Source organism: Plantimonas leprariae, from assembly GCF_008802405.1.
In the GTDB taxonomy this organism is placed as follows: domain Bacteria; phylum Pseudomonadota; class Alphaproteobacteria; order Rhizobiales; family Rhizobiaceae; genus Plantimonas; species Plantimonas leprariae.
Map to the genome: position 1 here is coordinate 55,226 of NZ_VZDO01000020.1, position 24,171 is coordinate 79,396.

Below are 24,171 nucleotides of genomic sequence, written 5' to 3' on the forward strand. Positions count from 1 at the left end.
CGAGGGAAGCGCGCGATGCGCATCAAAGGCCTCGATATCGGCGTCGAATCGGTCAGCCGCTTGCAGGTGGAGGACGAGGTCCACCTGCCAGCGGAGGGCCGCCTCGCGCCAGCCTTCCTGCCGGAATACCGCGCGCTGGACTCCATCCTGAACCGCCCGTCGCTCGACGAGCGCCTGCCGGACCTCCTCCTGCCGCAGGGGCTCGACCCCGACCTCCTCGAACCGGCTGTCCTTTCCCGCACCCGCGAGGCGGCGGCGGCGCTGTTCCGCGAGCTGTCGCGCGCGGGGAGCGGGCGATCGTCCGAGGACCGGCGCGCCTTCGCCGCCGCCGGCGACCTTCTCGCCGAGGACATGGGCCTGGACGAGGAGGTGCGCGCCGCGCTCGCTCTTCTCCTGCGCGGATGACCGCGGCGCTCCTCCCCGGCGCGGCGGAGCCGGCCGGCCTTTCGCGGCGCGGCCGCGACTTCCTGCTGCTCTGGATCTTCGTGCAGGTCCGGCACGGCTATCCCGAGCGCGCCGCCGCGGTCGCCGACGCGCTCCGCCGGCTCGGCGACGGGAGCGCGGAGGTCGCGACCGCCGAGGCGGTGCTCGCCTTCCTCGCCGGCCGCTGGCGCGACACGCTCGCCCGCCTCGACGAACTCGACCGGATCGACCCGCTGGAGCGCTTCGGCTCCTATCGCCTCACCGAGCGCCAGCGCATGCGCCGCTATCTTCGCACCCGCTGCCTGTTCGAGCTCGGCGACGAGCCGCGCGCCAAGGACGCGCTGGAAGCGTATCTCCGGCATGGCGAGACGGGCGAGGAAGCCGAGTAGACGCGCCGAACCGGCCCGGCGCGAACCTCCTGTCATCTACGACACAACGCCGCCGCCGCCGCGCTCCTAAGGTCGCTTTACCAGCCAGGGAGCTTCGAGCCGCGATGTCGATCCTCAACAGCCGCTTCACCGACCGCGAGACTCTCCAGGACGCGCACGCCTTCGCCGCCCAGCTCGTCGACGGGGCTTTCGAGCATGCCGAACTCGACGAGCGCCAGAAGAGCATCGTCGAGCTGATGGGCGAAGGCCTGTCGCTGGCGGACATCTTCGGCATCACCAAGGACGAGCTCGACGCGCTGGTGAACCAGGCCTGCCTGTTCATCCAGGCCGGCGACACCGCCAAGGCGCGCGACGTCCTGACGAAGCTCGCCCAGCTCGAACCGACCGACGAGCGCGGCTCCTACCTTCTCGGCACGACGTTCCAGATGGAAGGCGACCTCGAACGCGCCGTGTTCTTCTACACCCGCTTCCTCGCGCTCGACGCGACGAACCCGGAAGGGTACCTGCGCCTCGGCGAATGCCTGATGACCGCGGGCGAGCGGAACGAGGCCACCGCCGCCTTCCGGACGGCGCTCGACTTCGCCCGCGAGGGCAAGGGGCGGCCCGGCAACGCCGAGCATGCCGAACAGATGCTCGGCCTCCTGGCCGCCTGACGCTCTTTTCACCCTTTCCTTTCGGCCACGCGGCCCGGAGCTCATTCCCATGTCCAATACCACGATCGGCAACACCGCGGGCGTCAACCTGCAGGCGCTCCTCCAGGGCAAGCTCGGCGAGGCTATGGAGAAAGGCGTCGGCACCGGCCTCGCTGGCGCGGCCGGCGCTCTGCCCTCCGCGAAGGCGGCGGCGCCGTCCTCGGCCGTCACGATGTCGATCAATTCCTCCATCGCGAGCATGATGACCACCGGGGGCGGCAAGGTCGACACCGAGGTGCTGATCATCCAGATCGCCGAGAAGATGAAGGACACCGAGTCGACGAGCCAGGAAGGCAAGATCAAGCTCGACCAGCAGACCAAGAAGAACGCGCTCGACGACAAGCACACCAAGCTGAAGGAAGCGCACGAGAAGATGGAGGAGGCCGAGAAGAAGAAGCACTCCGACAGCATCCTCGACAAGATCAAGCTCGCCTTCCAGTGGATCGGCGCGGCGCTCGCCGTCGCGACGGCCGCGATCATGATCGCGACAGGCGTCGGCGCGGTGGTCGGCGCGATGCTGATCGTCGCCGCCGTCGCGACCATCATGATGGCGGTGAACGAGACGGTGCAGGTCGCGACCAAGGACGCCGGGCTCAACGGCGGCGCCGGCTTCGGCCTGATGGGCGCGGCGGTCTATGCCGGGATGAAGGCCGGCAATGCCAGCGACGAGGACATCCAGAAGCAGGTGCAGAAGGCCGACATGGGCTTCACCATCGCCCTCACCGTGGTCGCGGTCGTCGCCTCGGTCGGCGCCGGCGTCGCCAGCGCCGCCAACGCCATCCGCTCCGGCGTGCAGGCCGGCGTCCAGGCGAGCATCCAGACCGGGCAGAAGGTCGCCTCCAGCGCCGCTTCGCTAGCGGAGAAGACGGTCGAGCTCGCCAAGGGCCTGAAGGACTCGATCAAGGCCGGCTACGCGGTCGCCAAGCTGGTGAGCGACATCGGCAGCGAGGGCGCCAAGACCGTCAGCCGCGGCCTCACCATCGCCAGGACCGTCGTCCAGGTCGGCTCCGACGTGAACCAGGTCGGCACCGCCGCGGTTGAGGGCGCGAGCGCCGGCCTGCGCTACCAGGCGGCGGAGGCGACGAGCCAGGGCAAGAAGCTGCATGCCGAGGCGAAGGAGATGGAGGGCACGCTCGCGCAGCTCGACGACATGATCGACCAGGCGCTGCAGCGCCTGATGGCGGCCTCGCAGCGCTTCAACGACATCCTCGACAACATGGTCGAGGCGATCAACGACCGCGGCGCCACCACCGCCGCGATGAAGTTCCGCGCCTGAGCCGCGCCCTCCCCGTTCCAGAGGACAGACACCCATGACCACATCCATTCCCGGCGGCCGGATCGTCTCGAACCTCGGCACCGCGCTCGGCCTCGAAGGCATCGGCAAGACCGACAGGAGCGAGCAGGCGACGGGCGCCGGCGCGCTCGGTCTCGGCGGCGGCGTTCCGTCCGCTTCCGGCCGCACCCAGTCCTATTCGATCACCGGTTCCGGTGGCGAGATCCCCGGCGCGGATGCGCAGAAGCGGCTGGAGGACGCGTTCGCCAAGCTCGGCACCTTCTCGACCGGCGACCTGTCGCGCCTCGTCGGCGAGGTGATGATGAAGATGAACGAGCAGCAGCGCCAGAGCGCGCTCGACAGCCGCACCGCCGCCTACGAGCAGCAGAAGACCGAACTCGTCGGCCAGGCGGCGGAGATGCGCGAGGCCGCCGACAAGATGATGGCCGGCGCGATCACCGCGGTGGTGCTGTCGGCGGTGTCCGGTTTCCTCAGCGTCGCCGGCTCCGTGAAGTCGGCGATGGGCCAGGCGAAGGCCATCGGCGGCATGCAGTCCGCCAACAACGCCCTGAAGGCGCCGGCCGAATCCGCGGGCGACCTCGGCAAGACGGCCGGCTCGCTGAAGGCGACGAAGGTCGAGGTGAGCGCGACGGCGCTCGAACAGGACTTCAAGATCGCCGAGCAGCAGGGCTCGCGCGCGGCGACGATCGGCAGCATCTTCAAGACCACCGGCGAGATGAGCCAGAGCATCGGCTCGTCCGCCCACCAGATGACCGAAGCGCAGGCCAAGCAGGACGAGGCGGACGCCCAGCTCCGGGCCGCCGACGCCACCGCCGCCGCGCAGCAGGGCGACATGGCGAAGGAAATCCAGCAGAACATGAAGGACATGATGGCGGCCATCGTCAACTTCGTGAAGGAGATGCGCGACATCGAGGTCGAGCAGATGCGCGCCGTCACCCGCGGCTGAGCGGCCGGCGATGCGCGAGGGCGATTTCACGGCAGCGGTGCGCCGCCTGTTCGAGCGGCTCGGCCTCGGCGAGCCGCGCTTCGACGGCACCGGCATCGTGCGCCTCCGGATCGAGGCGGTGGGCGTCAACCTCACCGACGGCGGCAACGGGCGGATGCTGATCGAGGCGCAGGCCGGGCCGCTGCCGCCGGACGGGCCGGCGCGCGCCGGCGCGGTCGCCGAGGTGCTGCGGACCGCGGCGGGCCTCCTTCTCGACAGCGAGGCCGGCACGTATCTGCGCGCCTTTCCGGGCGGCCAGGACATGGTGCTCGTCCAGGCGAGCCATCCCTGCCGGAGCGGCGATCTCGACCGGCTCGCGACGCGCATCGAGGACGTCGTCCACCTTGCCGAACTGCACGGGGCGAGCCTCGCCTCCGGCGCGTCGGCCAAGGCCGCGCCGCGGCCCGCAAAGCCCGCTGCGCCGGGGATTGACGATATGTTGATATTCCGGCCCTGAGCCGGCTCGGGCCGCTTGAGAGCGGCGCATGCGGCGTGTAAGCCATTGCCAATGGAAGCGACCGCCCTAGAGCGGCCGGGTCCGCCGCGCGAAACCTCGCGCCACCGTGCTGATACCGATCTCCCTTTCAGTTTCGATGACGGACCCCAACCCATGCCCGAGAACCCTTCTCTCGACTTCACGCAGCCGGGCGCACTCCTCGCGGCCCTCGGCCTTCGCTCCGGCGACCTCGACGCGGGGCTGACCGTCGGGGCGAACCTGCGCCGCAAGGGCGAAGGCATCGAAGCGCTGCGCCTCTTCGCGACGATGGCGCTCTGCGAGCCGACGAACTTCAGCTACCAGCTGGCGCTCGCCGACTGCGCGGCCGAGCTGGACCAGCCCTATCTCGCGATCCAGGCCGCCGCGGTGCTGATCACGCTCGAGCCGAAGGACCCGCGCGGCTACTTCATCAGCGGGCGGTCCTGCCTGCAGGCGAACCTTCCCGCCGAAGCGCGGGAGGACCTGTCGCGCGCCGTCTCGCTGTCGGAAGCGGCCGGCATCGCGCCGCTCGCCGACGAGTGCCGGCGCCTGCTGGCGGCTCTCGACACCGCGCCGCAGCCGGCCGCGCAGGTCGCCTGAGGCGACCGGCCATGCCCGACGCCGCCTCCACCGGCACCGCTGCCTCTCCCGGCGGATCGGTGCTCGGGTCGCTCTTCGGGCTCGACGCGGACGAGGCGGCGGTTCTCGCCGATCTCGTGCGCGAAGGCGCTTCGGCCGGCGGCCTCGACGGGGCGCGGCTGGCGGCGGCGCTGGACGAAGGGCGTCCGCTCGGCGCCGCGCTCGGCCTGCCGCCGGCCTTGAGCGAAATCCTCTACGCGCGGGCGCACCGCTGGTTCGAGGCCGGACGGCCGGAACGGGCCGAACCGCTGTTCCGCGCGCTCTGCACGCTGGACGGCACCGTCGCCGACTACTGGATCGGCCTCGGCATCTGCCTGCGCCTCGCCGAGCGGCTGGACCTCGCCGAACTCGCCTTCGCGACCGCGATCCGGCTACAGCCGGACTGGCCGCTGCCGCTCTTCCACCTCGCCGAGCTCCTGGCCCGATGCGGCCGGCTGGCCGAGGCGCGCGACGCGCTCGCCCGCTTCGAGCGCCTGTCGGCCGCCGCCGGCGACGCCACGCTGAAACCCGAAGCGGAGCGGCTCGCCGCGGTGCTCGCCGCCCACCGCGCCGGCAGCTCTTCGCGCGGATGAGCGTCGGCGGCATCGGCAGCGCCGGCGAGCTGCGTGAACTCTTCGCCCTGATCGGCCGCAACATCGCAGGCGATCCGCCGCCCGCCGAAACCGCCGCCCCGCCGCGGGCGCAAGCGGCGGAGACCGAGACCGGCGACGCGTCCGAGCCGCCGATCGCCGACAGGCACGGCACCCGCGACGCCGCGCCCACGGCGGCCGGTCCGGGGCTCGCGGGACTGCGCCCGCCCCGCCCCGCCGCGGCGGAAGCCGCGAGCGCGATGCTCGCCGCGATGCGAGCCGGCTGGAGTGCGTCCGCTTCGGGGACCGAAGACGAAGCGGCGCTATCGGACGAAGCTTCGGCCCCCGAGCCGGCATTTGCCCGACCGGAGCGAAACGCTTCGCGCTTTCCCGCAGCGCCGGCCTCCATCGGATCCGGTTACGCGGCGGCGAACCTCGCGGAGAGCGAAGCCGGGCCGCTGCCGCGAGAACCCATTTCTTCCGCAATCGCCGAACGGAGGAAGCCGGCCGAGCTCGTCGCTTCGGCGGGGGCGAGCCCATTCACCCCCTCCATCGTCGAAGGCGAACCTCCGGTAGAGGGCGGAAGCGCGAGCGCGGGACCGGACTTCGCCTCGACGGGAGCGGTCGTCGCTTCTGCGGCGGAAGCGTCCCGTCGGCAGGGCCTTGGTTCGCCGCGGCCGGCCGGTTTCGACTGGACGCGGAACGACGGATCGGCGGAGATCGCCGTCGAGGGCGACCTGCTCTCCGCACCGATCGGCGAGGTCGCCGGGCTGGCGGCGCGGCTCGCGGACGCGCGGCCGGGCCTCGAACTCCTGTCGCTCGACTGGGCCGTCGCGGGATCGGTGCTGGCTAGCGAAACGCCGGATGCCGCGCTTCTCGCCGGCGCTCAGGCGGAACGCGCCGGCGTCCTCGCTTCCTTCATTCTGAACGCCGCGATGATCCCCGGCTGGCCGCCGCCGCGGCCGATCGAGAACCTCCCGGCGGGCGTCGCGGCCTTCGTCGCCGCCCGGCCGGAACTGACCGAGGCGGAGCGGGACCTAGTGCTCTTCCTCAGCAAGCTGCTGCACGGGCCGGGCCTGCTGGAACGTCTCCTCCGCCTGCTGGAGCGGGAGCGCAAGCGCTCGAAGCTGCTGGCGGCGCTGGCCCTCGTCCTCGCCGAGATCGAGGATTTCGCCGCGACCGTCACCGAGGAACTTGTTCGGGCCGAGGAAGCGCGGCTCGCGCCCGTTCGCGCCGAGGCCGGCCGGCGCGAGCGCCTGTCCTTACGTTGAGACGAAGCGTCCTGTTCGGCACAATCCACCTCGCCCGAACGGGTTAGAGCTGCTTCCGGCTACTCAGCGAAGGCTCCGCGATGTCCACCATCGGCACGATCTCCGGTCCGTCCTTCGTTCCCTCGACGCCGGACGAGACGGCGAAGCCGCAGACCGCGGCGGCGGTCACCCGTGTCTCCAGCGCCGCGCCCGATGCCCGGTTGTCCGCGCTGCTCGACCAGATCGCCGGAAGCAGCTCCGGCGTCGGCCTCGCCGGCTTGCGGCCGGTCTCGGCCCCGGGTGACCTCGCGGTGCTGCTCGCCGAGGCGAGCCTCGCCTTGGAAAAGACCAACGACGCGGCATCCGGCTCGCGTGCGAGCCTCGTCCTCGCGAAGATCGTCAACGCGATGCAGGCCTACGATCCGGCCGCCGCGCGAGCGCTGGAGCAGGTCGAAACGGCGGCCGCCGCGACCGCCAAGGACAAACGCGAGGAGATCGCCGCGGAGCGCCAGCCGCTGGAGGCGCGCGTCGCGGAAGCGGAGAAGAGCGTCGAAAGCCTGAAAGCCGAGATCCGTTCGCTCGACGCTCCGATCGAGGCGGCACGGAAGGCGGTCGCGGCGCTGGAAGGCACGAAGGGCCACGAGACCGACCCCGCCTACCTTCAGGCCGTGAAGAACCTGTCGACGCTGACGAACCGGCAGTCCGATCTCGGCAAGCAGTTGCCGGGCCGGGAAGCGGCGCTCGCCGCCGCGAAGGCCGACCTCGCCGCCTATGCGAGGCAGGCGGCCGGCGAGGTCGGAGCGATCCTCGCCACGGAGGTCGGCCGGCTGGAGAAGTCCGACCGACGCACCGCGACGGAAGCGACCCGCCAGAGCATGGCGTCGGATGCGGACGGGCTCGGTCCGACCGACGCGGCCGGCGCGACGAAGCTCCTCGACAAGCTCGGCGGCGTGCTCACGGCGAAGGTCGCAGAATATACCGCAGCCGCGAACACGGCCTTCTCGCTCGCCCGGCTGCTCGCCTCGCTCGTCACCATCGCCGGCACGCGCGTCGCGGCCTTCGCCAGCGCGAGCTTCGCCTCCGAAACGACGGTCGGGCTGGAGCGGGGCCGCGACATCGACCAGCTCATGTCCGACCTCTTCGAGGCCGCTGCCGAAGGCGACCGCTCCGCCGCCATCGCCGATCCCGCCGCGGCGGAACGGCGCGCCGGGACGGAAGACGATGCCGCGGCGGTGGCGGCGCAGCGCGCGGCGACCGCGGTGCTCGCCGCCGCGACCGACCTTCTCGGCACCCTCGCCTCGCTCGACCCGCTCGTGGTCCAGGCGCCCCCCGTCCAGCCGGGCCGCAGCCGGATGCGGCTCGAGGTCTGACGGTCGCGGAATCGGGGCTTCCTTCTCTAACCACGTTCGCCGGTGTTGCCGGTCAAACCCTTGACAGAATGGCCTTCCTGCCCGCACGGAAGAAACGGCGGGAGGCGCTTTCGAAGCCGCGCGGTCCGGAGGGGCGGGGCGGGCAGGACGCGGCGAACCGGCATCCAGGAATGACGACGGCAGGGCCTCGCGGCACCGGGTGACGACCCGGCGGCGCTCGGGTCGCGCGAGGGCTCCGATGCAGCGCTTCCTTCAGACGATGTCGAAGCGGAACGACCTGATCCTGGCGTTCCTGCTCGTCTGCATCATCTTCATGATGATCCTGCCGCTGCCGATCGTGGTGGTGGACACGCTGATCGGCATCAACCTGACGCTGTCGGCGATCCTCCTGATGGTGGCGCTCTACCTCAAGGACGTCGTCCAGCTTTCGGCCTTCCCGTCGATCCTGCTGATCACGACGCTGTTCCGCCTGGCGCTGGCGATCTCGACGACGCGCCTGATCCTCCTTCACGCCAATGCCGGCCACATCGTCGAGACCTTCGGCAAGTTCGTCGTCGGCGGCAACCTGATCGTCGGCGTGGTGATCTTCCTGATCCTCACCATCGTCAACTTCATGGTGATCACCAAGGGCTCGGAGCGCGTCGCGGAAGTCTCGGCGCGCTTCTCCTTGGATTCGATGCCCGGCAAGCAGATGTCGATCGATTCCGACATGCGCGCCGGCCTGATCGAGCTCGACGAGGCCAAGCGCCGGCGCAACAAGCTGGAAAAGGAATCCCAGCTCTACGGCGCCATGGACGGCGCGATGAAGTTCGTGAAGGGCGACGCCATCGCCGGCCTGATCATCATCGCCGTCAACATGATCGGCGGCATCACCATCGGCACGCTGCAGAAGGGCATGGAGGCCGGCGTCGCGGCGCAGACCTACACGCTCCTCACCATCGGCGACGGCCTCGTGCAGCAGATCCCGGCGCTGTTCATCTCGATCACCGCCGGCTTCATCGTGACGCGCGTCTCTTCGGAAGAGAACGACAACCTCGGCTCCGACATCGCCAGCCAGCTCCTGCACGAGCCGCGAGCCCTGATGATCACCGCTGCGATCCTCGCGATCTTCGCGGTGATCCCGGGCTTTCCGACGCTGGTCTTCGTGGCCCTCGCGATCATCGTCGGCGGCGGCGGCTTCCTCGCCGCGAAGACCCGCAAGGCCGCGGGTAAAGAGGGCCGCGAGGGCGAGATGCCGGCGCTGGCCGCCGCTTTGGCTCCTCCCGGCAAGGCTCCCTCCTTCCCGAAGGAGGACGACGACGGCATGCCGGTGGAGGCGGTCAACTTCGCCCTCACCGTGCCGCTGATCGTCGACATCGCGGCCTCCGTCCGCGCCTCGATCCGGCCGGACAAGCTCGACCGCGAGGTGGCGCGCGTCCGCCGCGCCCTCTATTTCGACCTCGGCGTGCCGTTCCCCGGCATCAACCTCCGGCTCAACGAGAACCTGAAGGACGGCGAGTACCGCATCCTCGTCAACGAGATCCCGGTCGCGGCCGGCGCGGCGCGGGCCGGCTGGTTCATCGCCCGCGAGACCGAGACCAACCTTCGCATGTTCAACGTGCCCTTCGAGCGGGGCGAGGACTTCCTGCCGAACACGCCGAGCCTCTGGGTGCAGATGAAGCATCTGCCGATCCTGGAAAAGGCCGGCGTGCAGGTGATGACGCTGTCGAACATGCTGACCTACCATCTGGCGCACGTCTTGAAGTCGCACGCGACCGAGTTCGTCGGCGTTCAGGAAACCATGTTCCTGATGAACCAGATGCAGAAGAACTTCGGCGAGCTGACGCGCGAGGTGACGCGCCTCCTGCCCGTCACCACGATCACCGACGTGCTGCAGCGGCTCGTCGGCGAGGACATCTCGATCCGCGACATGCGCACCGTGCTCGAAGCGCTCGTCACCTGGGGCCAGCGCGAGAAGGACTCGATCGTCCTCACCGAATACGTGCGCGGGGCGCTGTCGCGCTACATCACCCACAAGTTCTCCGGCGGGCAGAACACCATCCCCGCCTACCTCCTCGCCAAGGAGGTCGAGGACGCCGTGCGCGGCGCGATCCGGCAGACCAGCGGCGCGTCCTACCTCGCGCTCTCGCCCGACATCCATCGCGAACTGATCGCCTCGATCCGCTCCGTGGTCGGCACCGGCGCGGCAGCCCGCGCCATCTCGCCCGTGATCCTCGCGCCGATGGACGTGCGCCGCTTCGTCCGGAAGATCGTCGAGCGCGACTTCCCGCAGCTCTCCGTCCTGTCCTACCAGGAGCTCAGCCCCTCCGCGAACATCCAGCCGCTGGAGCGCATCAAGCTCGCGGCCGGCGCGATGCAGATCGCCGCCGAGTGACCGCGCTGCCGGGCGCGAGAAGCCTCCTGTCGCCGGCAGCGGCGGAGGGCGGCTCCACTGTCCTCCTTCGTGCGCGCCTCTTCGCCGGCTGCCTCGCGGGCGCGCTCGTCCTCCACGCGCTCGCCTCCCGCACGGGCGCGCCGTTCGCCTATCTCGCGGCGGCCTGCTTGGCGCTCGGGCTCCTCGTGCTGGGGCTCCTCGCCGGCCGGGAATCCATTCTCGGCCCGGGCGCGCTCCTCGCCGGCTTCGCCGCGCTCGCCTGGCCGCTCTTTCCCGCGCTGGAGGCGGCGGGAACGCCCGCCGACGCGATCGGCGGCAGGGCGGTCTGGCCCGAGGTGCTGGTGCTGCTCTTCGCCTCGCGGCTGCTCGCCGAGCGCGCCGAGGTCCGGCTGGAAGTCGCCTTCGACGGGCGCGGCGGCGGTGGCACGGCGGCGCCCGGCGCGCAGAGCCTCGGCGCGGCGCTCTTCCTCGGAGCCGGGCTGGCGTTGCTGTTCTACCGCTTCTTTCCCCTGGATACGGCGGCGAGTGGTCCGGCGGGCGTGCTGCTCCGGGCGCTGGCCGGCCCGACCGCCGTGCATCTCGCGATCGTGCTCCTGTTCTTCGTGCTCCTTGCCGCCCTCCTCGACGGCGCGGCGATGCTGATCCGCGAAGCGCGCTGGCTCGGGCAGGCGCGCCGCGAAGGCCGCACCGCGTGGAGCAGTCTGCCGGCGCAGTCGCGCGTGCGCGCCTGGCTGGCGGCGCCCGACCGGCCGGCCGGCGAGCCGACGCCGCTCGACGAGGTGCACGCCGCCTCGCGCCGGTTCCTGCGCGTCCTCCTGTCGTTCCTGCCGCTGCTCGGCTTCCTCGGCACGGTGATCGGTCTGTCGATCGCCGTCGGCGCGCTCGGCAGCCGCGGCGCGTCGCCGGGCGTCGATCTCGGCGGCAGCCTCGCCGGCCTCGCGATCCAGTTCGAGACGACGCTGCTCGGCCTTCTCGGCGGCCTCGTCGGCGCCTTCGCGCTGGCGCTACTCGACAAGCGGGAAGCGGAACTTGAAGCGGCCTGCCGCCGCCTCGCAGCATCGGCAGGGGCGGCCGGCGATGCGGCGTGAGGCGGAAGGCGATGACGGCTTCTTCGCCCTGCCCGTTTCCGACCTCTTCCTGGCGCTCGGCGCCCTGTTCATCTTCGCCCTCTTCGTGCTCCAGCCCTCCTTGCGCTTCGGGGGCACGGCGGACGGCGGGCCGTTGACCGAGCTCGCCGCCGGCCGTGCCGAGCTCGGCGGCCGGACGCCGCTGCTGCTCCTAGCGGACACCGCCGGCCTCGTCCTCAAGGACAGCGCGGGTCCGGCGGTGCGGACCAGCCGCGACGCGATCGTCTCCGACGCCGCGCTCGCGCGCCGCCTCGCCGAAGCGCGGGACCAGCCGATCCTCCTCGCGATCGCGGCCGACGGTTCCGAGAGCGCCTTCCTCGCCGAGACGGCGCTGCAGCAAGCCGGCGTCGCCGCCATCCGCCGCCTGCGGCTCGACGCCGCCTGCTCGTTCCGTCGCGAGCCGGCCGCGTCGCCCGCGTCCTGCGCGGCCGATCTCGCTGGCCTGCCGCGCTGATGTGGCGCTTCGAGTTCACCGTGGTGGCGGACCTGACGGCGAACGTCTTTTCCGCCTGCTTCGTGATCTTCCTCGTGCTGTCGGCCGCGCCCTTCGCACCGGCTGCCGCGCCGGAGGGGCGCGACCTCGAGCGGCAACTCGTCCTCGTCGAAGGCCGGCCGCTTTCCGGTGCCGAGCGGGTCGATCTCCTCTACGCCCGCACGGACCCCGCCCGGCCCTCCGTCGACCTCTTCGCCGACCGCGCGGCGCTGCCGGACGGCACCACGCTCGATGCGCAACGCGACGGTCTTTCGCAGCTATCGGCAAACGTCGGCCTCTTCGTCTTCGCGAACGACCGCTACGCGGCGGTCGCGGAGGGGCTGCGGGCGCGTGGACTGCCGTTCCGCGAGATCGACGTCCCGGCCGCCCTGCGCGATCCGGCGGCGCCCGACCGCGGCTGGTCGCCGGCCTTCCTGCAACTGGCCGCCCAGCGGCTCGACAGGCCGGCTTTCGTCGCCGCCCTCGCGCGGCTGCTCGACGCCGGCCCCGGCGGTCCGTCGGCGAGGCCCGCGGCCACGACGCAGGCGGCGCCGGCCGGAGAGGCGGCCACGCTCGCCGACCGCATCCGCGGTGTCGCGAGGACAGCGTCCGACATCGCCATGCCGCTCGCCGGCCTGCTGGTCCTCGCCCTGATCGAGCGCCGCTTTCCGCGCCGCCGGTGCCGTTCGGCACGGGGCGGGCCCAATATCGGCACCCTCCCCCTCGCCAGTCCGGATCGGCGGATTTAAGCTTCCCGCCGAACCGCCGAACGCCGGAGACGATCATGGTCGCCCCCAATGCAGGTATCGGAGCCCGCCCCGTCGGCGGCAACGGCGTCGAGGAACGCCTGCTCGATCCCTTGCGCCTCAACGGCGCAGAGAAGGGCGAGGCCAAGGCGGAGGCGAAGGCCGACGCGGCGCGCGGCCGATCCACGGACGACTTCGCCGACTACCTGAACAAGACCAGCGTGACGGTGGAGGCGAAGACCGAGCACCCGACCCTGTTCGATCCGGCCGCGGCGATCGCGGCGGCGAGCGTCTACGGCATGCCGGGCGACAAGGTGAAGATCTGAGCCTAGCCGGGGCTGGGTCCGAATGAAACGAGGCCGCCGATCTTCCGGGTCGGCGGCCTCGCGCGTTCTTCTTCCGATAGTGCTCCTCCGCCGGCGTCAGACGCCCGCGGCGTTGCCGCCCTGAAGCTCGCCGATGCGGGCGAGAATGCGGGCGTTCTCGGCTTCGAGCTTGCCGCCCTCGCTGGCCGCGCCGTTCACCATCAGCGGATCGGCGCGGCGCACCACGGCATCCGCAAAGGCCGCGAAGGTCGGGTCCCAGCGCGCCTTCATGCCGGCTCCGGCCTGCACCATTTCCGGCGCGGTATCCTTGCCGGCCATGCCGATGCCGAGACCGTTCACGATGTTCTGGATGGACTTCGAGATCTGCTTGAGGTTCTCGGCCTGCGCCTTGTCCTCGCTCGCCGAGGACGCGTTCATGATCGCCGGATTGAGGGTGCGAAGCGCCAGCGCGTCGCGACTGCACTGCATCTTGAGCATGGGCACATCGCCCGGAACGGCGCGGCTGTCTTCGATGGCGCGATGCAGGATGGCGAGCTGGTTGCAGAGTTCCTGTGGCACGCGCTCGGCGGCACGGTGGATGCTGGCATCGTCGCCCGGCGTGCCGAAAAGCTCGCACAGGGTATCGTCGAGATTCTGCACCGATTGGAGGGCGATCGCCGTGCGATAGTCCACGCCGGTGCTGCCGACCATGTCCTTCATCTCCCGGACGCCGGCATGCGTCGGCTCCTGCCCGTCGGCGCCGTAGGCCGCGGCGCTGGACGCGAACACCTGCCCGGTGAGGCGGTTCGCGATCGACGCGACGCTGGCGGCGAACTGCGGACTGCCCATGGCGATCCGCGCGCTGATCTTCGAAGCGTTGTTGTCGGAGCGCAGGAAGTTGTTCTTCGCGGCGGGATCCCTTTCCGCCTTGTCGCCCTCCCGCTTCGCATAGGCATAGGCGCAGTCGCCGCGCTGGTTGTCGTTCAGCCGCTTGGGATCGATCTTGTCCTGGAACAGCTTCCAGGTCGTCGTGTCCTTCAACTCGGCGATCTCGGTCTCGGCCGCGGTCTTCGGCGCGGGCGTCGCGGGCGCCTGCGCGGTTTCGGAGCGCGCCAGACGGTCCTTCATCCAGTTGATCGCGCCTTCGAACCTCGCCGATGCGCCGGCGCTCAGCTTCGTGAGGAAGCTCGCGATCCTGTCGCCGAGGCCAGTTGAGCGCGCCGGTTGCTGCGCGGTCCCCTGCAGTCCCAGCGTGTGCCCGTTCAGCTTCGTCGTCTGGACGGCGGCGGCGTTGCTCCGCGAGACGAGGCTGCCGACCTTTTCCTGAACGGTGTTGAACGCCCTCGCCAAGGGGTTCGAATTGGTGCCGGACACGCTCACGATTGCTTTCCTCCGATCGTCGAATGAGTGAGGCGCCGAGCCTCGTGGGCGGTCAGGCGCGGATCATGAAGCCGTGATCCTCGGCCGGCAGCGCGGTGCCGGAGCCGCCGCGTCCCAGCGCCTCGCGCCCGGCGGCGGAGTTCCAGAACGTCGCGAAGCGGATGAAGCCGGCGAGGCGCTCGCTCAAGGCTTCCGCGTCGAGGCCGGCGACCTGAACGCGCTCGCAGAACACGAAGCCGCTGCGGTCCGGCGTCATCGCGAGCCGCCCAGCGCCGGAGCCTTCGCCGAGATGGTTCGAGGCGAGCATGGCCGACAGGAGCGATGCGTCCGTCGCCGAGCCGAGATCATCGAGCGGCGTCCACATCTCGAAGGCCCCGTCGTCGATCCGCGCGAAGTTCACCGGCATCGCCTCGTCGACGGTCAGCGTCATGTGGCCGTTGGCGTCGAGCGCCGCCATGTCGAGGCCGATCGCGTCGCCGAGCGCCTCGATGGCCTGATGAACGTCCTGCATCAATGGTCCCCTCCCGGACGGCCGCATCGGTCGCCGCCGTCGTCCCGGAGGATAGGGATAGCGCGGCTCGGCCGGCGGCCTGTGTTGTTCGGCACAGAGGCGTGGCGGCGACGGTCGCGATTGGAATTGGAATATGTCTAAATCATTGCATTTGCTTGAGAAAACAAGTTTTGGCAATATGGTTTCCGGCAGGATGCGAAGCGCTGCCGAACGATCGGTCGAGGCGACGCCGGACGAAGCCATGCAGGACACGACGGCGCTCATCCGGAACCTCGAGCGGCGAATCACCGCCGACGCGACGCCGGCACAGGCCGAGGAGTGGTGGTCACTCGCGCTGACGATCGGCTCCTCAATCGATGGCGACGGCGCGGCATCCGACGAGGAGCATGAGGCGTCGCGCCTTCTCCTTTGGGCGGTGCGAGGCGTCATTCGCGCCATGAAGACCTCGGAGCCGCCCGACCACGGGAAGGTGCGAATGGCGCTGACGGCGCTTCGACGCTCGTTCGACGATCGAAGGCCGGTCGCCGCGCTCGGAACCCCCGGGGCCGAATGCTGCAGGGATCGACCGCTTCCGTAGAAGCGGGCACGGCCGGGTCCGCGAGCGTCGCGGCGGCCGAGAACCGGCGCGCCTACCGGATCGGCAGAAGGAAAGGCTGCAGCCCGTTCTGCATGCCGGCCGAGCGCTTCGGCGTCTGAAGGCGCAGTTCCGCGATAAGGTTCAGGAGGTCCGTGGCATCGCGGGCGTCGTCCTCGTCCAGACTCGCGAGCCGTCGTTCCCGCACCATAGCCGGAACGCCGCTTTCGGCGTCGAGCACCGACCAGAGCCCATTGCCATCATCCTGCATCGTATAGCGTTTTTCGAACACGGAGCCGTCCCTTCCGCTGTACCGCTTCCAAAGCGCGTAGCCGGCGAAGGTTCCCGTCACGCGCTCAAATCGGGGGCGGCGCCGTGGAGGGCACGGAGGTGAAACGCGGGAAAGGCGCAACTTTCGGCTCGACAAATCGCCAGCGGTCGCCGACGAATGGCGGAAAGCAGTACAGGGAGGAAAGCATGCGGATATTCAACAGGCGGACGGTGCTCGCCGCGATCGGCACCGTTGCCGCGCTGTCGGCGCTGCCGTTCGCGGCGTCGGCGCAGGATGCGCTGCCGGAACTCAAGATCATGGCCCCCGCCAGCGCCGGCGGCGGCTGGGACTCGGCCGCGCGCTCGCTGCAGCAGGCGATGACCGCCAGCGGCGCGGTGCGCAGCGTCCAGGTGACCAACGTCACGGGCGCCGGCGGCACGATCGGCCTCGCCCAGTTCGTCAACGATGCCAGCGGCAGCGCGGACCAGTTGATGGTCGGCGGCCTCGTGATGGTCGGCGCGATCATCTCCAACAAGTCGCCGGTGAACCTCACGCAGGTGACGCCGCTCGCCCGCCTCACCGGCGACCCGCTGGTGATCGTGGTGCCGAAGGATTCCGAACTGAAGACGGTTCAGGACCTGGCGAAGAATGTGAAGGACGACACCGCCAGCACTCTCTGGGCCGGCGGCTCCGCCGGCGGCGCGGACCAGATCCTCGCGACGCTCTTCGCCAAGGCGGCGGGCGCGAATCCGGCGCAGGTCAACTACGTCGCGTTTTCCGGCGGCGGCGAGGCGCTGGCCGCCATGCTCGGCGGCCGGGTGACCGCCGGCATTTCCGGCTACAGCGAGTTCGAAGGGCAGATCAAATCCGGCGACCTGCGGGCCCTCGCCCTGTCCTCGCCCGAGCGGTTCGAGGGCATCGACGTGCCGACCCTGAAGGAACAGGGCATCGACGTGGAGCTGGTGAACTGGCGCGGTCTCTTCGCCGGCCCGAACGTCTCGGCTGAAGACAAGGCCAAGCTGTCGGCGGCGGTCGAGAAGACGGTCAAGTCGCCGCAATGGGCCGAGATCCTGAAGGCTAGAGGCTGGAGCGACTACTACGCGCCGTCGGAGGAGTTCACCCCCTTCATCGCGTCCGAGACCACCCGCATCCACGACGTCCTGAAGTCCGTCGGCCTCGCCGAATGACAAGGGCCGGCGGCGCGCCGGGCGCGCCGCCGTTTTCCCTCGGAGATTCCCCCATGCCGGCAGCGAAGCCGCGCTCGTTCGACCGACCCGCGGCGGTAGTCGGCCTCATCCTCGTCGCGGTCGCGGCCGTGCTCGCCTTCGACGCGAGCCGGATGTCGAAGGTCGCGCTCTACGGCATCGGGCCGACCGCCATGCCGAACGTCCTCGCCGTGTTCTTCGCGCTGCTCGGCTTCGCGCATTTCGTCGCCGCCTTCCGCGGCGGGCTGCCCGAGCCGGAAGCGGCGGACTGGAAGGCGTTCGGCTGGGTCGGCGGCGCGCTCGTCGCGCTGATCGCGGTGATCGGCCTCGGCGGCGGCTTCATCATCGGCTCGACGTTGCTCTTCGCCATGACGGCGCGGGCCTTCGGACGCCGCGCCTTCGCGGTGGACCTCGCGATCGGCTTCGCGATCGCCCTTCTCGTCTTCCTCCTGTTCAACAACCTCCTGTCGCTCACCCTCCCGCAGGGTCCGCTCGAGCGGCTGCTCTAGGAAGGCGGCGATGGATTCCTTTCTCGCGCTCGGGCACGGCTTCCTCGTCGCCCTCCAGCCCTCGAACCTCCTGTTCGCGACCGTCGGCGTCTTGCTCGGCACGCTCGTCGGCGTGCTGCCCGGCATCGGGCCGGCGCTCACCGTGGCGCTGCTGCTGCCGGTCACCTTCAAGCTCGATCCCGGCGGCTCGATCATCATGTTCGCCGGCATCTACTACGGCGGCATGTACGGCGGCTCGACCACCTCGATCCTGCTCAACACGCCGGGCGAGTCGGCGTCGATCGTCACGGCGCTGGAGGGCAATAAGATGGCGCGGGCCGGCCGCGGCGGGCCGGCGCTCGCCACCTCCGCCATCGGCTCCTTCGTCGCCGGCACCATCGCCACGATCGGCCTCGCCTTCCTGGCGCCGCTCCTGGTCAAGGTCGCGGTCGGCTTCGGCCCCTGGGACTATTTCGCGCTGATGGTGCTCGCCTTCGTGACGGTGGCGGCGACCTTCGGCTCCTCGCCGCTCCGCGGGCTGACCAGCCTCGCCTTCGGCCTCCTCCTCGGCGTGATCGGCATCGACCAGCTCACCGGCCAGGCGCGCATGACCTTCGGCGTGCCGCAGCTTCTCGACGGCGTTGAGGTGACGACGCTGGCGGTCGGTCTCTTCGCCATCGGCGAGGCGCTCTACGTCGCCTCGCGGCACCTCCACGCGCCCGAGAAGCCGATCCCGGTGAAGGGCTCGCTCTGGATGACGAAGGAGGACTGGAAGCGCTCGTGGAAGCCCTGGCTGCGCGGCACCGCCTTCGGCTTCCCGATCGGGGCGCTGCCGGCGGGCGGCGCCGAGATCCCGACCTTCCTGTCCTACGCGACCGAGCGCAAGCTGACCAAGTACCCGGAAGAGTTCGGCCGCGGCGCGATCGAGGGCGTCGCCGGCCCGGAGGCCGCCAACAACGCCTCCGCCGCGGGCACGCTGGTGCCGCTGCTCACCCTCGGCCTGCCGACCTCGGCGACCGCCGCGATCATGCTCGCCGGCTTCCAGCAGTACGGCCTGCAGCCGGGGCCGCTGCTCTTCGCGCAGGCGCCGGACCTCGTCTGGGGCCTCATCGCCAGCCTGTTCATCGCCAACGTCATGCTGGTGATCCTGAACCTGCCGCTGATCGGCCTCTGGGTGCGCCTCCTCGCGGTGCCGCTGCCCTGGCTCTATGCCGGCATCCTGGTCTTCGCGGCGATGGGCACGGTGGCGGCGAACCCGTCCGCCGTGGAGCTCGCGATCCTCGTCGTGTTCGGCGTCATCGGCTTCTTCATGCGCCGCTACGACTACCCGATTGCGCCGGCCGTGGTCGGCCTGATCCTCGGGCCGATGGCGGACGCGCAGCTCCGCCGCTCGCTGCAGATGAGCCTCGGCGATCCGATGATCCTGCTCGAGAATCCCGGCTCGGCGACGCTCCTCGGCATCGCCGCGCTGGCGCTCGTCGCGCCGTTCATCCTCAAAGGCCTCGAACGCTTCCAGATGCAGGAGGACTGAGCCTCCGGCGGGCCGCGTCGCCGCGACCCGCCCTGATCCGTCAGCCCTTCACGAACGCGAGGAGGTCGGCGTTGAGGACGTCGGCGTTGACGGTCAGCATGCCGTGGCTGAAGCCCGGATAGGTCTTCAGCGTACCGTTTTGCACGAGATCGACGCTGAGCCGGCCGGCATTGTCGATCGGCACGATCTGGTCGTCCTCGCCGTGGAGAACCAGCGTCGGCACCGAGATCGCCTTCAGATCCTCGGTCTGGTCGGTTTCCGAGAAGGCCTTGATCCCCTCGTAATGCGCCTTGGCGCTGCCCATCATGCCTTGGCGCCACCAGTTCTGGATAACCCCCGGGTGGACGGCCGCGCCTTCGCGGTTGAAGCCGTAGAAGGGCCCGGTCGGCAGATCGAGGAAGAACTGCGCCCGGTTGGCGGCGAGCGCCTGCCGCAACCCATCGAACACCTCGATCGGCAGGCCGCCGGGATAGGCTTCGGTCTTCAGCATGATCGGCGGCACCGCGCTGACCAGCACGGCTTTCGCCACGCGGCCGGCCGGCTCGCCGTGTTTCGCGACATAGCGCGCGACCTCGCCGCCGCCGGTCGAATGGCCGATATGGACGGCGTTGCGAAGGTCGAGATGCTCCACCACAGCGAAGGCGTCCGCCGCGTAGTGGTCCATGTCGTGGCCATCGGACACCTGCGCCGAGCGGCCGTGGCCGCGCCGGTCGTGCGCGACGACGCGGTAGCCGTGGCTCACGAAGAACAGCATCTGCGCGTCCCAGTCGTCCGACGACAGCGGCCAGCCGTGGTGGAACACGATCGGCTGGGCCTCCTTCGGACCCCAGTCCTTGAAGAAGATCTCGACGCCGTCGGATGTCGTGACGAATGGCATGGGCGTGGTTCCTGTCCCTGGTTGGATCGGTTCGCGCCAGGGATCACGCGGAGTTCCCGACCCGCCGCCGACCCCGATGCGAGTTCTTGCGCGAGCACTCAGTCGACCGGCTTCAGATCGCCGAAAAGCGTCGGGATGAGTTCGGAAACGGTCGGGTGGATCGGTACGGCCCGGCGGAAGAAGGTATGGGGCAGGTCGGCGACGATCGCGTCGAGAATGCCGTGGATCGCCTCGTCGCCCTCGACGCCGAGGATCGCCGCTCCGAGGATGCGGCCGGTCCCAGCATCGACGACCGCCTTCATGAAGCCCGTCGTCTCGCCCTTCTCCACCGCGCGCCCGACGCGGCTCATCGGGCGCTTCGCGACGAGCAGCGGCCGGCCGAGGCCGCGCGCCTCGCGCTCCGTCATCCCCACCCGTCCGAGCGGCGGATCGGTGTAGAGCGCGTAGGCGGGAATGCGGTCGCCGACTTGCCTCGCCTCGCCGTCGAGGAGGTTCGCCGCGACGATCTCGTAGTCGTTGTAGCTCGTATGGGTGAAGGCGCCGCGTCCGTTGCAGTCGCCGAGCGCGTAGACGCCGGCAACACCCGTCTGCAGGTCCTCGCCGACCTTGATGTAGCCGTGCCCGTCCGTCTCGATCCCGGCGGCGTCGAGGCCGAGGTCGTCGGTGTTCGGCCGGCGGCCGACCGCCACCAGAACGTGGCTGGCGAGGATTTCCGGCGCACCTTCTCTACAGGACACCCGCACCGCCGCGCCTTGCGGCTGCGGCGCGAAGCCGATGCATTCGGCGCCCGTGCGCACCGCGATCCCTTCCGCTTCCAGCATGGCCCGGATCGCCTCCGACACGTCCTCGTCCTCGCGCGAAACGAGGCGGGGCCCGCGCTCCACCACGGTGACCTCCGCGCCGAGGCGGCGGTAGATCTGCGCGAATTCGAGTCCGATATAGCTGCCGCCGATCACCGCGAGATGACGCGGCAGCTCGTCCAGCGCCACCATGTCGGTGTTGGTCATGACGGCGACGTCGCGGATGCCCGGCATGTCGGGCACGACGGCACGGCCGCCGACGTTGAGGAAGATCAGCGGCGCGGCGAGCCGCTCGTCGCCGACGCGGAGCGTATCGGCGCTCTCGAACCGGGCGTGGCCGCGGATCAGCGTCACGCCTGGCGTCGTCGCCAGCCAGCGCTCGTTGCCCTCCCGCGCGTTCCGCGAGACGGCCGCGGCGCGATCCCGCACCGCTCGCATGTCGATCCGGACCCCGCCTGTCAGCCGAACGCCGTAGTCGGCGGCGCGGCGGGCGACCTGCGCGGCCTTGGCGCTCGCGACCAGCGTCTTGGTCGGCATGCAGCCGGTGTTGACGCAGGTGCCGCCGACGAGGTGACGCTCCACCACGGCGACCGTGCGGCCCGCCCCGGCCAGCCGCACGGCGAGCGACGGGCCGGCCTGCCCCGCCCCGACCACGATCGCGTCGAAGCGGCGAACCGGCCTCGATCCTTCGGTGGATGCATCCTCCGCCATTGCCGCGCACCTCGATGCCGACGAATCAGGTTCCGCCTATCCTTAACCGAGGGTGCGACCCATGCCAAAGCCGCCCGGCGCGGCCGGGTCTCAACCGCCGCGGAGATCGACGAAATACGCGTCGTCGCCGACCTGTCCGCCCTTCATCGCAAGCTCGATCCCGTCGAAGGCCGGATCGTCGCTCCAGGCGAGCGTCACCGGCGAGCCGGGCGTCTGCGGGAACGGCAGCCGCATCGTCAAGGCGAAGACGCCGAGCGCCTGGAGGGCGTGGCTCGACGTGTCGCCGCCGGCGATCACCGCGCGGCGGAGGCCGGTCTCGCGCACGAGCCGCGCCTGCAGGCGGCCGAGCCCTTGGCCGATCCGGTGCCGCGCGCCCTCGATGCCGGCGAGCGCCTCGCCGAGATCGGTGTCCGGCCCGAGCGCCGTGTTGACGATCACGCTGCGGCCCGCGGCGAGTTCGGCGAGGGCCTGCGTGGCGGTCGCTTCCGCCGCCGCCTCGTCACCGGCCGCGAAGGCGCGCGGATCGGCTGGAACCAGCGCGAAGCCCCGCGCCTCGGCATGGCGGATCTGGCGTTCGGTGGTCGGCGAGCAGCTTCCCGAAACCACCGCGAGCCGCTCCGCCGGCGCGAGGGGCGGGAAGGACGGCGGCGCGGCGACCTCGTCCGCCAGCGCGTATTCGACCCCGGACGAGCCGACCACGAAGCGATGCCCGGCCGCCGCGAGCCGCTTCAGGTGCCGGCCGGCGGCGCGTTGCGTCTCCGCGTCCGCGACGTCGATCAGGACGGCGCCGGGCGCCTCGGCGAGAAGCGCGCCCAGCCGCGCGTCGGCATCCGGCGCGACGGTCGCGACGAGGTCGAGCAGCGCGACGGAAAGGTCCGTCTGGTCCGCCAGGTGCCGACGCAGGTCCGCTTCCCGCATCGGCGTCACCGGATGGCGGCTCATCACCGGATGGCGGTCGATGCGGAACGTCTCGCCGCGGAACGCCGCGAAGAGATTGCCGAAGGCGGTGTGGCGGCGAAGCTGCGGCGCGCCGACGAGGATCGGCACCGGCTTCTCGCCGAGGACGCGCCGACCGATCTCGATCGCCCGCCCGATCGAGCCGACATGCGGCGCGGAGTCGAAAGTCGAGCAGACCTTGTAATGCACGATCCCCGCCTCCCGCTCGCCGAGCCAGCGGAACACCGGCGGCAGGTGCTCGTCCATCCATGCCGGCGTCTCGGAGCGGCTGGTGCCGGCGATGCCGAGAGCGCGGACCGTCGGAAAGCGCGCGAGCTGGCCCTCGGTCGGCACGCCGGTGAACAGCACCGTCTCGACGCCGCGCAGCGACAGGGCCTCCATCACGTCGGTGGAGCCGGTGAGGTCGTCGCCGTACCAGGCGATGAACGGCGTCTCCGTCATGCCAGCTTGCCGTCGTCGAAGGTCGCGATCGACCGGGCGAGTGCCGGATGGTCCTTCGCGTAGGTCGCGAGGTCGATGCCCGCGACCGCCGCGTCCCAGGCCTGCCGCACCGCCCGGACGCCCGCCGCCGGCCCGTCCGGATGGCTGACGACGCCGCCGCCGCAGAGGTAGAGGAGATCGGTCGAGCCGCCCGTCGCGGCATAGGTGTCCGGCGCCTGGCCGCCCCATTGGCCGGAGCCGACCACCGGCAACGGCCGGTCGGCATCCGTGAAGACCGGCCGCTGCAGCGCATGGAACGAGCGCACGAAGCTCTCGTCCGGCTCCCAGTATTTCACGCGGATGCCGTTGATCTGGAACTGGTCGACGCCGCTGAGGCGCCAGAAGATCTCCCAGGCGGCGAAGTCCATGCCGACCGCGGCGTTGCGGGTGAGGATGTCCCAGCCGTTGCGGTGGGCGTGGAGCGCGAGCCGCGAGCGCTTGCGAAGGAAGGTGAGAGCGCCGAGGCCGATCGAAGCGATGTTGACGACCGCCGCGTTGCCGCCGGCCGCCGCGACTACGTCGTGGTTGCGCAGCATCGTGTCCGGATCGGCGGCGGAGATGCCGAAGGCGTACATCACCTTCTTCCCCGACCGCTGCTCGTGATCGAGGATCACCGGCATGATCGCCTTCACCCGCTCCTCCAGCGGGGAATAGGCCGGGCTCATCAGCTTCTCGTCGTCCTTGATGAAGTCGACGCCGGCTTCCACCAGTTCCCGCACCATCGCCGCCGTCTCGTGCGGCCTGAGGCCCAGCGCCGGCTTGACGATCGTGCCGACGAGCGGCCGGCCGTAGACGCCGGTAAGGCGGCGCGTGCCCTCGATGCCGAACTGGGGCCCGGGATAGGCGCCGGCGAAGGAGGGCGGCAGGCGGATCGCGGTGACGCGGACGCCGCTGAGTTCGCGGATCGACCAGACGCCGCCGATCGCGATGGTCATCAGCGCGGCGAGGTCCGTCCCGACCGCTTCCACCGGAAAGGCGATGTCGGCCTCGGCGCGGTTGAAGCGGTTGCCGGCGGCAAGACCGGGATGCGAGCGGCCCCAGCCGGGCTCCGTGGCGGGCGGGAGCGGCCGGACCGCCAGCACCTGCGCGGCGACACGGCTTTTGAGTTCCGGCGTCTCACCGGGCACGGGCACGAAGGTGCCGGTCGACTGGTCGCTCGCGATCTTCGCGGCCAGCCGCTCCGGCTCGCCCGGCGTCTCAATGCAATAGGTAACGACGATGGTTTCCGGCATATGGAAGCGTTCCAATTTCTGCTGGCGATCGCGGTAGGCACGGC

26 protein-coding genes are annotated in these 24,171 nt (G+C 70.7%); 19 read left to right on the forward strand and 7 right to left on the reverse strand.

Features of this window, described 5'->3' with window-relative positions; translation table 11 throughout:
- Positions 1–15 precede the first annotated feature (15 nt).
- The 15 genes from sctX (at position 16) to F6X38_RS20075 (ending at position 13,131) form a co-directional block, all read left to right on the forward strand.
- Entirely contained in the window at positions 16–405 is a 390-nt protein-coding gene (gene sctX / locus F6X38_RS20005) for a type III secretion apparatus assembly protein SctX (RefSeq protein WP_150972873.1), read from the forward strand.
- A complete protein-coding gene (locus tag F6X38_RS20010) occupies positions 402–812 on the forward strand; it encodes a hypothetical protein (protein ID WP_150972875.1) in 411 nt (136 codons plus the stop codon). The genes sctX and F6X38_RS20010 overlap by 4 nt, the downstream gene beginning before the upstream one ends.
- Positions 813–916: 104 nt before the next feature.
- The gene (locus F6X38_RS20015; RefSeq protein ID WP_150972877.1) at positions 917–1,465 is read left to right on the forward strand and encodes a tetratricopeptide repeat protein; all 549 of its coding nucleotides are present in this window, start codon (positions 917–919) and stop codon (positions 1,463–1,465) included.
- Between the two features lie 49 nt (positions 1,466–1,514).
- Positions 1,515–2,780 carry a type III secretion system translocon subunit SseC family protein gene (sctE, locus tag F6X38_RS20020; protein ID WP_161992847.1) on the forward strand — a complete coding sequence of 422 codons (1,266 nt, stop codon included), beginning with the start codon at positions 1,515–1,517 and terminating at the stop codon, positions 2,778–2,780.
- Between the two features lie 34 nt (positions 2,781–2,814).
- On the forward strand, positions 2,815–3,744 hold the full coding sequence (sctB, locus tag F6X38_RS20025) for a type III secretion system translocon subunit SctB (RefSeq protein WP_150972881.1): 930 nt from the start codon (positions 2,815–2,817) through the stop codon (positions 3,742–3,744).
- A 10-nt stretch (positions 3,745–3,754) separates the two neighbouring features.
- Positions 3,755–4,240: a type III secretion system chaperone family protein gene (locus tag F6X38_RS20030; RefSeq protein ID WP_150972883.1), complete on the forward strand. Its 486-nt coding sequence runs from the start codon at positions 3,755–3,757 to the stop codon at positions 4,238–4,240.
- A 153-nt stretch (positions 4,241–4,393) separates the two neighbouring features.
- Positions 4,394–4,858 (forward strand): hypothetical protein, encoded by a 465-nt coding sequence (locus F6X38_RS20035; RefSeq protein WP_150972885.1) that lies wholly within the window; start codon positions 4,394–4,396, stop codon positions 4,856–4,858.
- Positions 4,859–4,869: 11 nt separating this feature from the next.
- Complete coding sequence (locus F6X38_RS20040; RefSeq protein WP_150972887.1) at positions 4,870–5,469, forward strand: hypothetical protein; 600 nt, start codon at positions 4,870–4,872, stop codon at positions 5,467–5,469.
- The gene (locus tag F6X38_RS20045; protein ID WP_150972890.1) at positions 5,466–6,737 is read left to right on the forward strand and encodes a hypothetical protein; all 1,272 of its coding nucleotides are present in this window, start codon (positions 5,466–5,468) and stop codon (positions 6,735–6,737) included. Before F6X38_RS20040 ends, F6X38_RS20045 begins: the two co-directional genes overlap by 4 nt.
- 80 nt (positions 6,738–6,817) lie before the next feature.
- Positions 6,818–8,086, forward strand: coding sequence for a hypothetical protein (locus tag F6X38_RS20050; protein WP_150972892.1), 1,269 nt, complete (start codon positions 6,818–6,820; stop codon positions 8,084–8,086).
- Positions 8,087–8,324: 238 nt separating this feature from the next.
- Entirely contained in the window at positions 8,325–10,460 is a 2,136-nt protein-coding gene (gene sctV, locus F6X38_RS20055; RefSeq protein WP_202618039.1) for a type III secretion system export apparatus subunit SctV, read from the forward strand.
- Entirely contained in the window at positions 10,457–11,548 is a 1,092-nt protein-coding gene (locus F6X38_RS20060; RefSeq protein WP_150972894.1) for a MotA/TolQ/ExbB proton channel family protein, read from the forward strand. The genes sctV and F6X38_RS20060 overlap by 4 nt, the downstream gene beginning before the upstream one ends.
- Positions 11,538–12,041: a hypothetical protein gene (locus F6X38_RS20065; protein ID WP_161992848.1), complete on the forward strand. Its 504-nt coding sequence runs from the start codon at positions 11,538–11,540 to the stop codon at positions 12,039–12,041. The genes F6X38_RS20060 and F6X38_RS20065 overlap by 11 nt, the downstream gene beginning before the upstream one ends.
- A complete protein-coding gene (locus F6X38_RS20070; RefSeq protein ID WP_150972897.1) occupies positions 12,041–12,808 on the forward strand; it encodes a hypothetical protein in 768 nt (255 codons plus the stop codon). Before F6X38_RS20065 ends, F6X38_RS20070 begins: the two co-directional genes overlap by 1 nt.
- 35 nt (positions 12,809–12,843) lie before the next feature.
- Positions 12,844–13,131 (forward strand): hypothetical protein, encoded by a 288-nt coding sequence (locus F6X38_RS20075; protein WP_150972899.1) that lies wholly within the window; start codon positions 12,844–12,846, stop codon positions 13,129–13,131.
- Positions 13,132–13,227: 96 nt separating this feature from the next.
- Here F6X38_RS20075 and F6X38_RS20080 read toward each other — a convergent pair whose 3' ends face one another.
- Together F6X38_RS20080 and F6X38_RS23520 are read right to left on the reverse strand one after the other, a co-directional pair.
- Positions 13,228–14,490, reverse strand: coding sequence for a hypothetical protein (locus F6X38_RS20080; protein WP_150972901.1), 1,263 nt, complete (start codon positions 14,488–14,490; stop codon positions 13,228–13,230).
- A gap of 52 nt (positions 14,491–14,542) precedes the next feature.
- Complete coding sequence (locus F6X38_RS23520; protein ID WP_161992849.1) at positions 14,543–15,001, reverse strand: type III secretion system chaperone; 459 nt, start codon at positions 14,999–15,001, stop codon at positions 14,543–14,545.
- A gap of 241 nt (positions 15,002–15,242) precedes the next feature.
- Between F6X38_RS23520 and F6X38_RS23525 the strand changes: the two genes are divergently transcribed.
- Positions 15,243–15,578 (forward strand): hypothetical protein, encoded by a 336-nt coding sequence (locus F6X38_RS23525; protein ID WP_161992850.1) that lies wholly within the window; start codon positions 15,243–15,245, stop codon positions 15,576–15,578.
- 52 nt (positions 15,579–15,630) lie between these two features.
- On the opposite strand, the gene F6X38_RS20090 is transcribed toward F6X38_RS23525, so the two are convergent.
- Positions 15,631–15,867, reverse strand: a complete 237-nt coding sequence (locus tag F6X38_RS20090) for a hypothetical protein (RefSeq protein WP_161992851.1) — start codon at positions 15,865–15,867, stop codon at positions 15,631–15,633.
- A gap of 185 nt (positions 15,868–16,052) precedes the next feature.
- Here F6X38_RS20090 and F6X38_RS20095 point away from each other — a divergent pair, with 185 nt between their 5' ends.
- The 3 genes from F6X38_RS20095 to F6X38_RS20105 are packed head-to-tail and all read left to right on the forward strand — an operon-like array spanning position 16,053 to position 19,070.
- The gene (locus tag F6X38_RS20095; protein WP_150972907.1) at positions 16,053–17,033 is read left to right on the forward strand and encodes a Bug family tripartite tricarboxylate transporter substrate binding protein; all 981 of its coding nucleotides are present in this window, start codon (positions 16,053–16,055) and stop codon (positions 17,031–17,033) included.
- Positions 17,034–17,086: 53 nt separating this feature from the next.
- Positions 17,087–17,560 (forward strand): tripartite tricarboxylate transporter TctB family protein, encoded by a 474-nt coding sequence (locus tag F6X38_RS20100; protein ID WP_150972909.1) that lies wholly within the window; start codon positions 17,087–17,089, stop codon positions 17,558–17,560.
- A 10-nt stretch (positions 17,561–17,570) separates the two neighbouring features.
- On the forward strand, positions 17,571–19,070 hold the full coding sequence (locus tag F6X38_RS20105; RefSeq protein ID WP_150972911.1) for a tripartite tricarboxylate transporter permease: 1,500 nt from the start codon (positions 17,571–17,573) through the stop codon (positions 19,068–19,070).
- A 40-nt stretch (positions 19,071–19,110) separates the two neighbouring features.
- On the opposite strand, the gene F6X38_RS20110 is transcribed toward F6X38_RS20105, so the two are convergent.
- From F6X38_RS20110 to oiaX, 4 genes are all read right to left on the reverse strand, one after another.
- Positions 19,111–19,947, reverse strand: coding sequence for an alpha/beta fold hydrolase (locus F6X38_RS20110; RefSeq protein ID WP_150972913.1), 837 nt, complete (start codon positions 19,945–19,947; stop codon positions 19,111–19,113).
- Positions 19,948–20,045: 98 nt separating this feature from the next.
- Complete coding sequence (locus F6X38_RS20115; RefSeq protein WP_150972915.1) at positions 20,046–21,458, reverse strand: FAD-containing oxidoreductase; 1,413 nt, start codon at positions 21,456–21,458, stop codon at positions 20,046–20,048.
- 90 nt (positions 21,459–21,548) lie between these two features.
- Positions 21,549–22,856, reverse strand: a complete 1,308-nt coding sequence (locus F6X38_RS20120) for a four-carbon acid sugar kinase family protein (RefSeq protein WP_150972917.1) — start codon at positions 22,854–22,856, stop codon at positions 21,549–21,551.
- Positions 22,853–24,127, reverse strand: coding sequence for a 3-oxo-isoapionate-4-phosphate decarboxylase OiaX (gene oiaX, locus F6X38_RS20125; RefSeq protein WP_150972919.1), 1,275 nt, complete (start codon positions 24,125–24,127; stop codon positions 22,853–22,855). The genes F6X38_RS20120 and oiaX overlap by 4 nt, the downstream gene beginning before the upstream one ends.
- Between the last annotated feature and the right edge of the window lie 44 nt (positions 24,128–24,171).

Bases quoted from the DNA above. Each gene is read 5' to 3' on its own strand.
- sctV (WP_202618039.1), top strand. From the start codon at position 8,325: ATGCAGCGCTTCCTTCAGACGATGTCGAAGCGGAACGACCTGATCCTG.
- sctB (WP_150972881.1), top strand. From the start codon at position 2,815: ATGACCACATCCATTCCCGGCGGCCGGATCGTCTCGAACCTCGGCACC.
- F6X38_RS20070 (WP_150972897.1), top strand. From the start codon at position 12,041: ATGTGGCGCTTCGAGTTCACCGTGGTGGCGGACCTGACGGCGAACGTC.
- F6X38_RS20105 (WP_150972911.1), top strand. From the start codon at position 17,571: ATGGATTCCTTTCTCGCGCTCGGGCACGGCTTCCTCGTCGCCCTCCAG.
- oiaX (WP_150972919.1), bottom strand. From the start codon at position 24,127: ATGCCGGAAACCATCGTCGTTACCTATTGCATTGAGACGCCGGGCGAG.
- F6X38_RS20040 (WP_150972887.1), top strand. From the start codon at position 4,870: ATGCCCGACGCCGCCTCCACCGGCACCGCTGCCTCTCCCGGCGGATCG.
- F6X38_RS20035 (WP_150972885.1), top strand. From the start codon at position 4,394: ATGCCCGAGAACCCTTCTCTCGACTTCACGCAGCCGGGCGCACTCCTC.
- F6X38_RS20010 (WP_150972875.1), top strand. From the start codon at position 402: ATGACCGCGGCGCTCCTCCCCGGCGCGGCGGAGCCGGCCGGCCTTTCG.
- F6X38_RS20045 (WP_150972890.1), top strand. From the start codon at position 5,466: ATGAGCGTCGGCGGCATCGGCAGCGCCGGCGAGCTGCGTGAACTCTTC.
- F6X38_RS20120 (WP_150972917.1), bottom strand. From the start codon at position 22,856: ATGACGGAGACGCCGTTCATCGCCTGGTACGGCGACGACCTCACCGGC.
- F6X38_RS20015 (WP_150972877.1), top strand. From the start codon at position 917: ATGTCGATCCTCAACAGCCGCTTCACCGACCGCGAGACTCTCCAGGAC.
- F6X38_RS20095 (WP_150972907.1), top strand. From the start codon at position 16,053: ATGCGGATATTCAACAGGCGGACGGTGCTCGCCGCGATCGGCACCGTT.
- sctE (WP_161992847.1), top strand. From the start codon at position 1,515: ATGTCCAATACCACGATCGGCAACACCGCGGGCGTCAACCTGCAGGCG.
- F6X38_RS20100 (WP_150972909.1), top strand. From the start codon at position 17,087: ATGCCGGCAGCGAAGCCGCGCTCGTTCGACCGACCCGCGGCGGTAGTC.
- F6X38_RS20030 (WP_150972883.1), top strand. From the start codon at position 3,755: ATGCGCGAGGGCGATTTCACGGCAGCGGTGCGCCGCCTGTTCGAGCGG.
- F6X38_RS20115 (WP_150972915.1), bottom strand. From the start codon at position 21,458: ATGGCGGAGGATGCATCCACCGAAGGATCGAGGCCGGTTCGCCGCTTC.
- F6X38_RS20050 (WP_150972892.1), top strand. From the start codon at position 6,818: ATGTCCACCATCGGCACGATCTCCGGTCCGTCCTTCGTTCCCTCGACG.
- sctX (WP_150972873.1), top strand. From the start codon at position 16: ATGCGCATCAAAGGCCTCGATATCGGCGTCGAATCGGTCAGCCGCTTG.
- F6X38_RS23525 (WP_161992850.1), top strand. From the start codon at position 15,243: ATGCAGGACACGACGGCGCTCATCCGGAACCTCGAGCGGCGAATCACC.
- F6X38_RS20075 (WP_150972899.1), top strand. From the start codon at position 12,844: ATGGTCGCCCCCAATGCAGGTATCGGAGCCCGCCCCGTCGGCGGCAAC.
- F6X38_RS20065 (WP_161992848.1), top strand. From the start codon at position 11,538: ATGCGGCGTGAGGCGGAAGGCGATGACGGCTTCTTCGCCCTGCCCGTT.
- F6X38_RS20110 (WP_150972913.1), bottom strand. From the start codon at position 19,947: ATGCCATTCGTCACGACATCCGACGGCGTCGAGATCTTCTTCAAGGAC.
- F6X38_RS23520 (WP_161992849.1), bottom strand. From the start codon at position 15,001: ATGCAGGACGTTCATCAGGCCATCGAGGCGCTCGGCGACGCGATCGGC.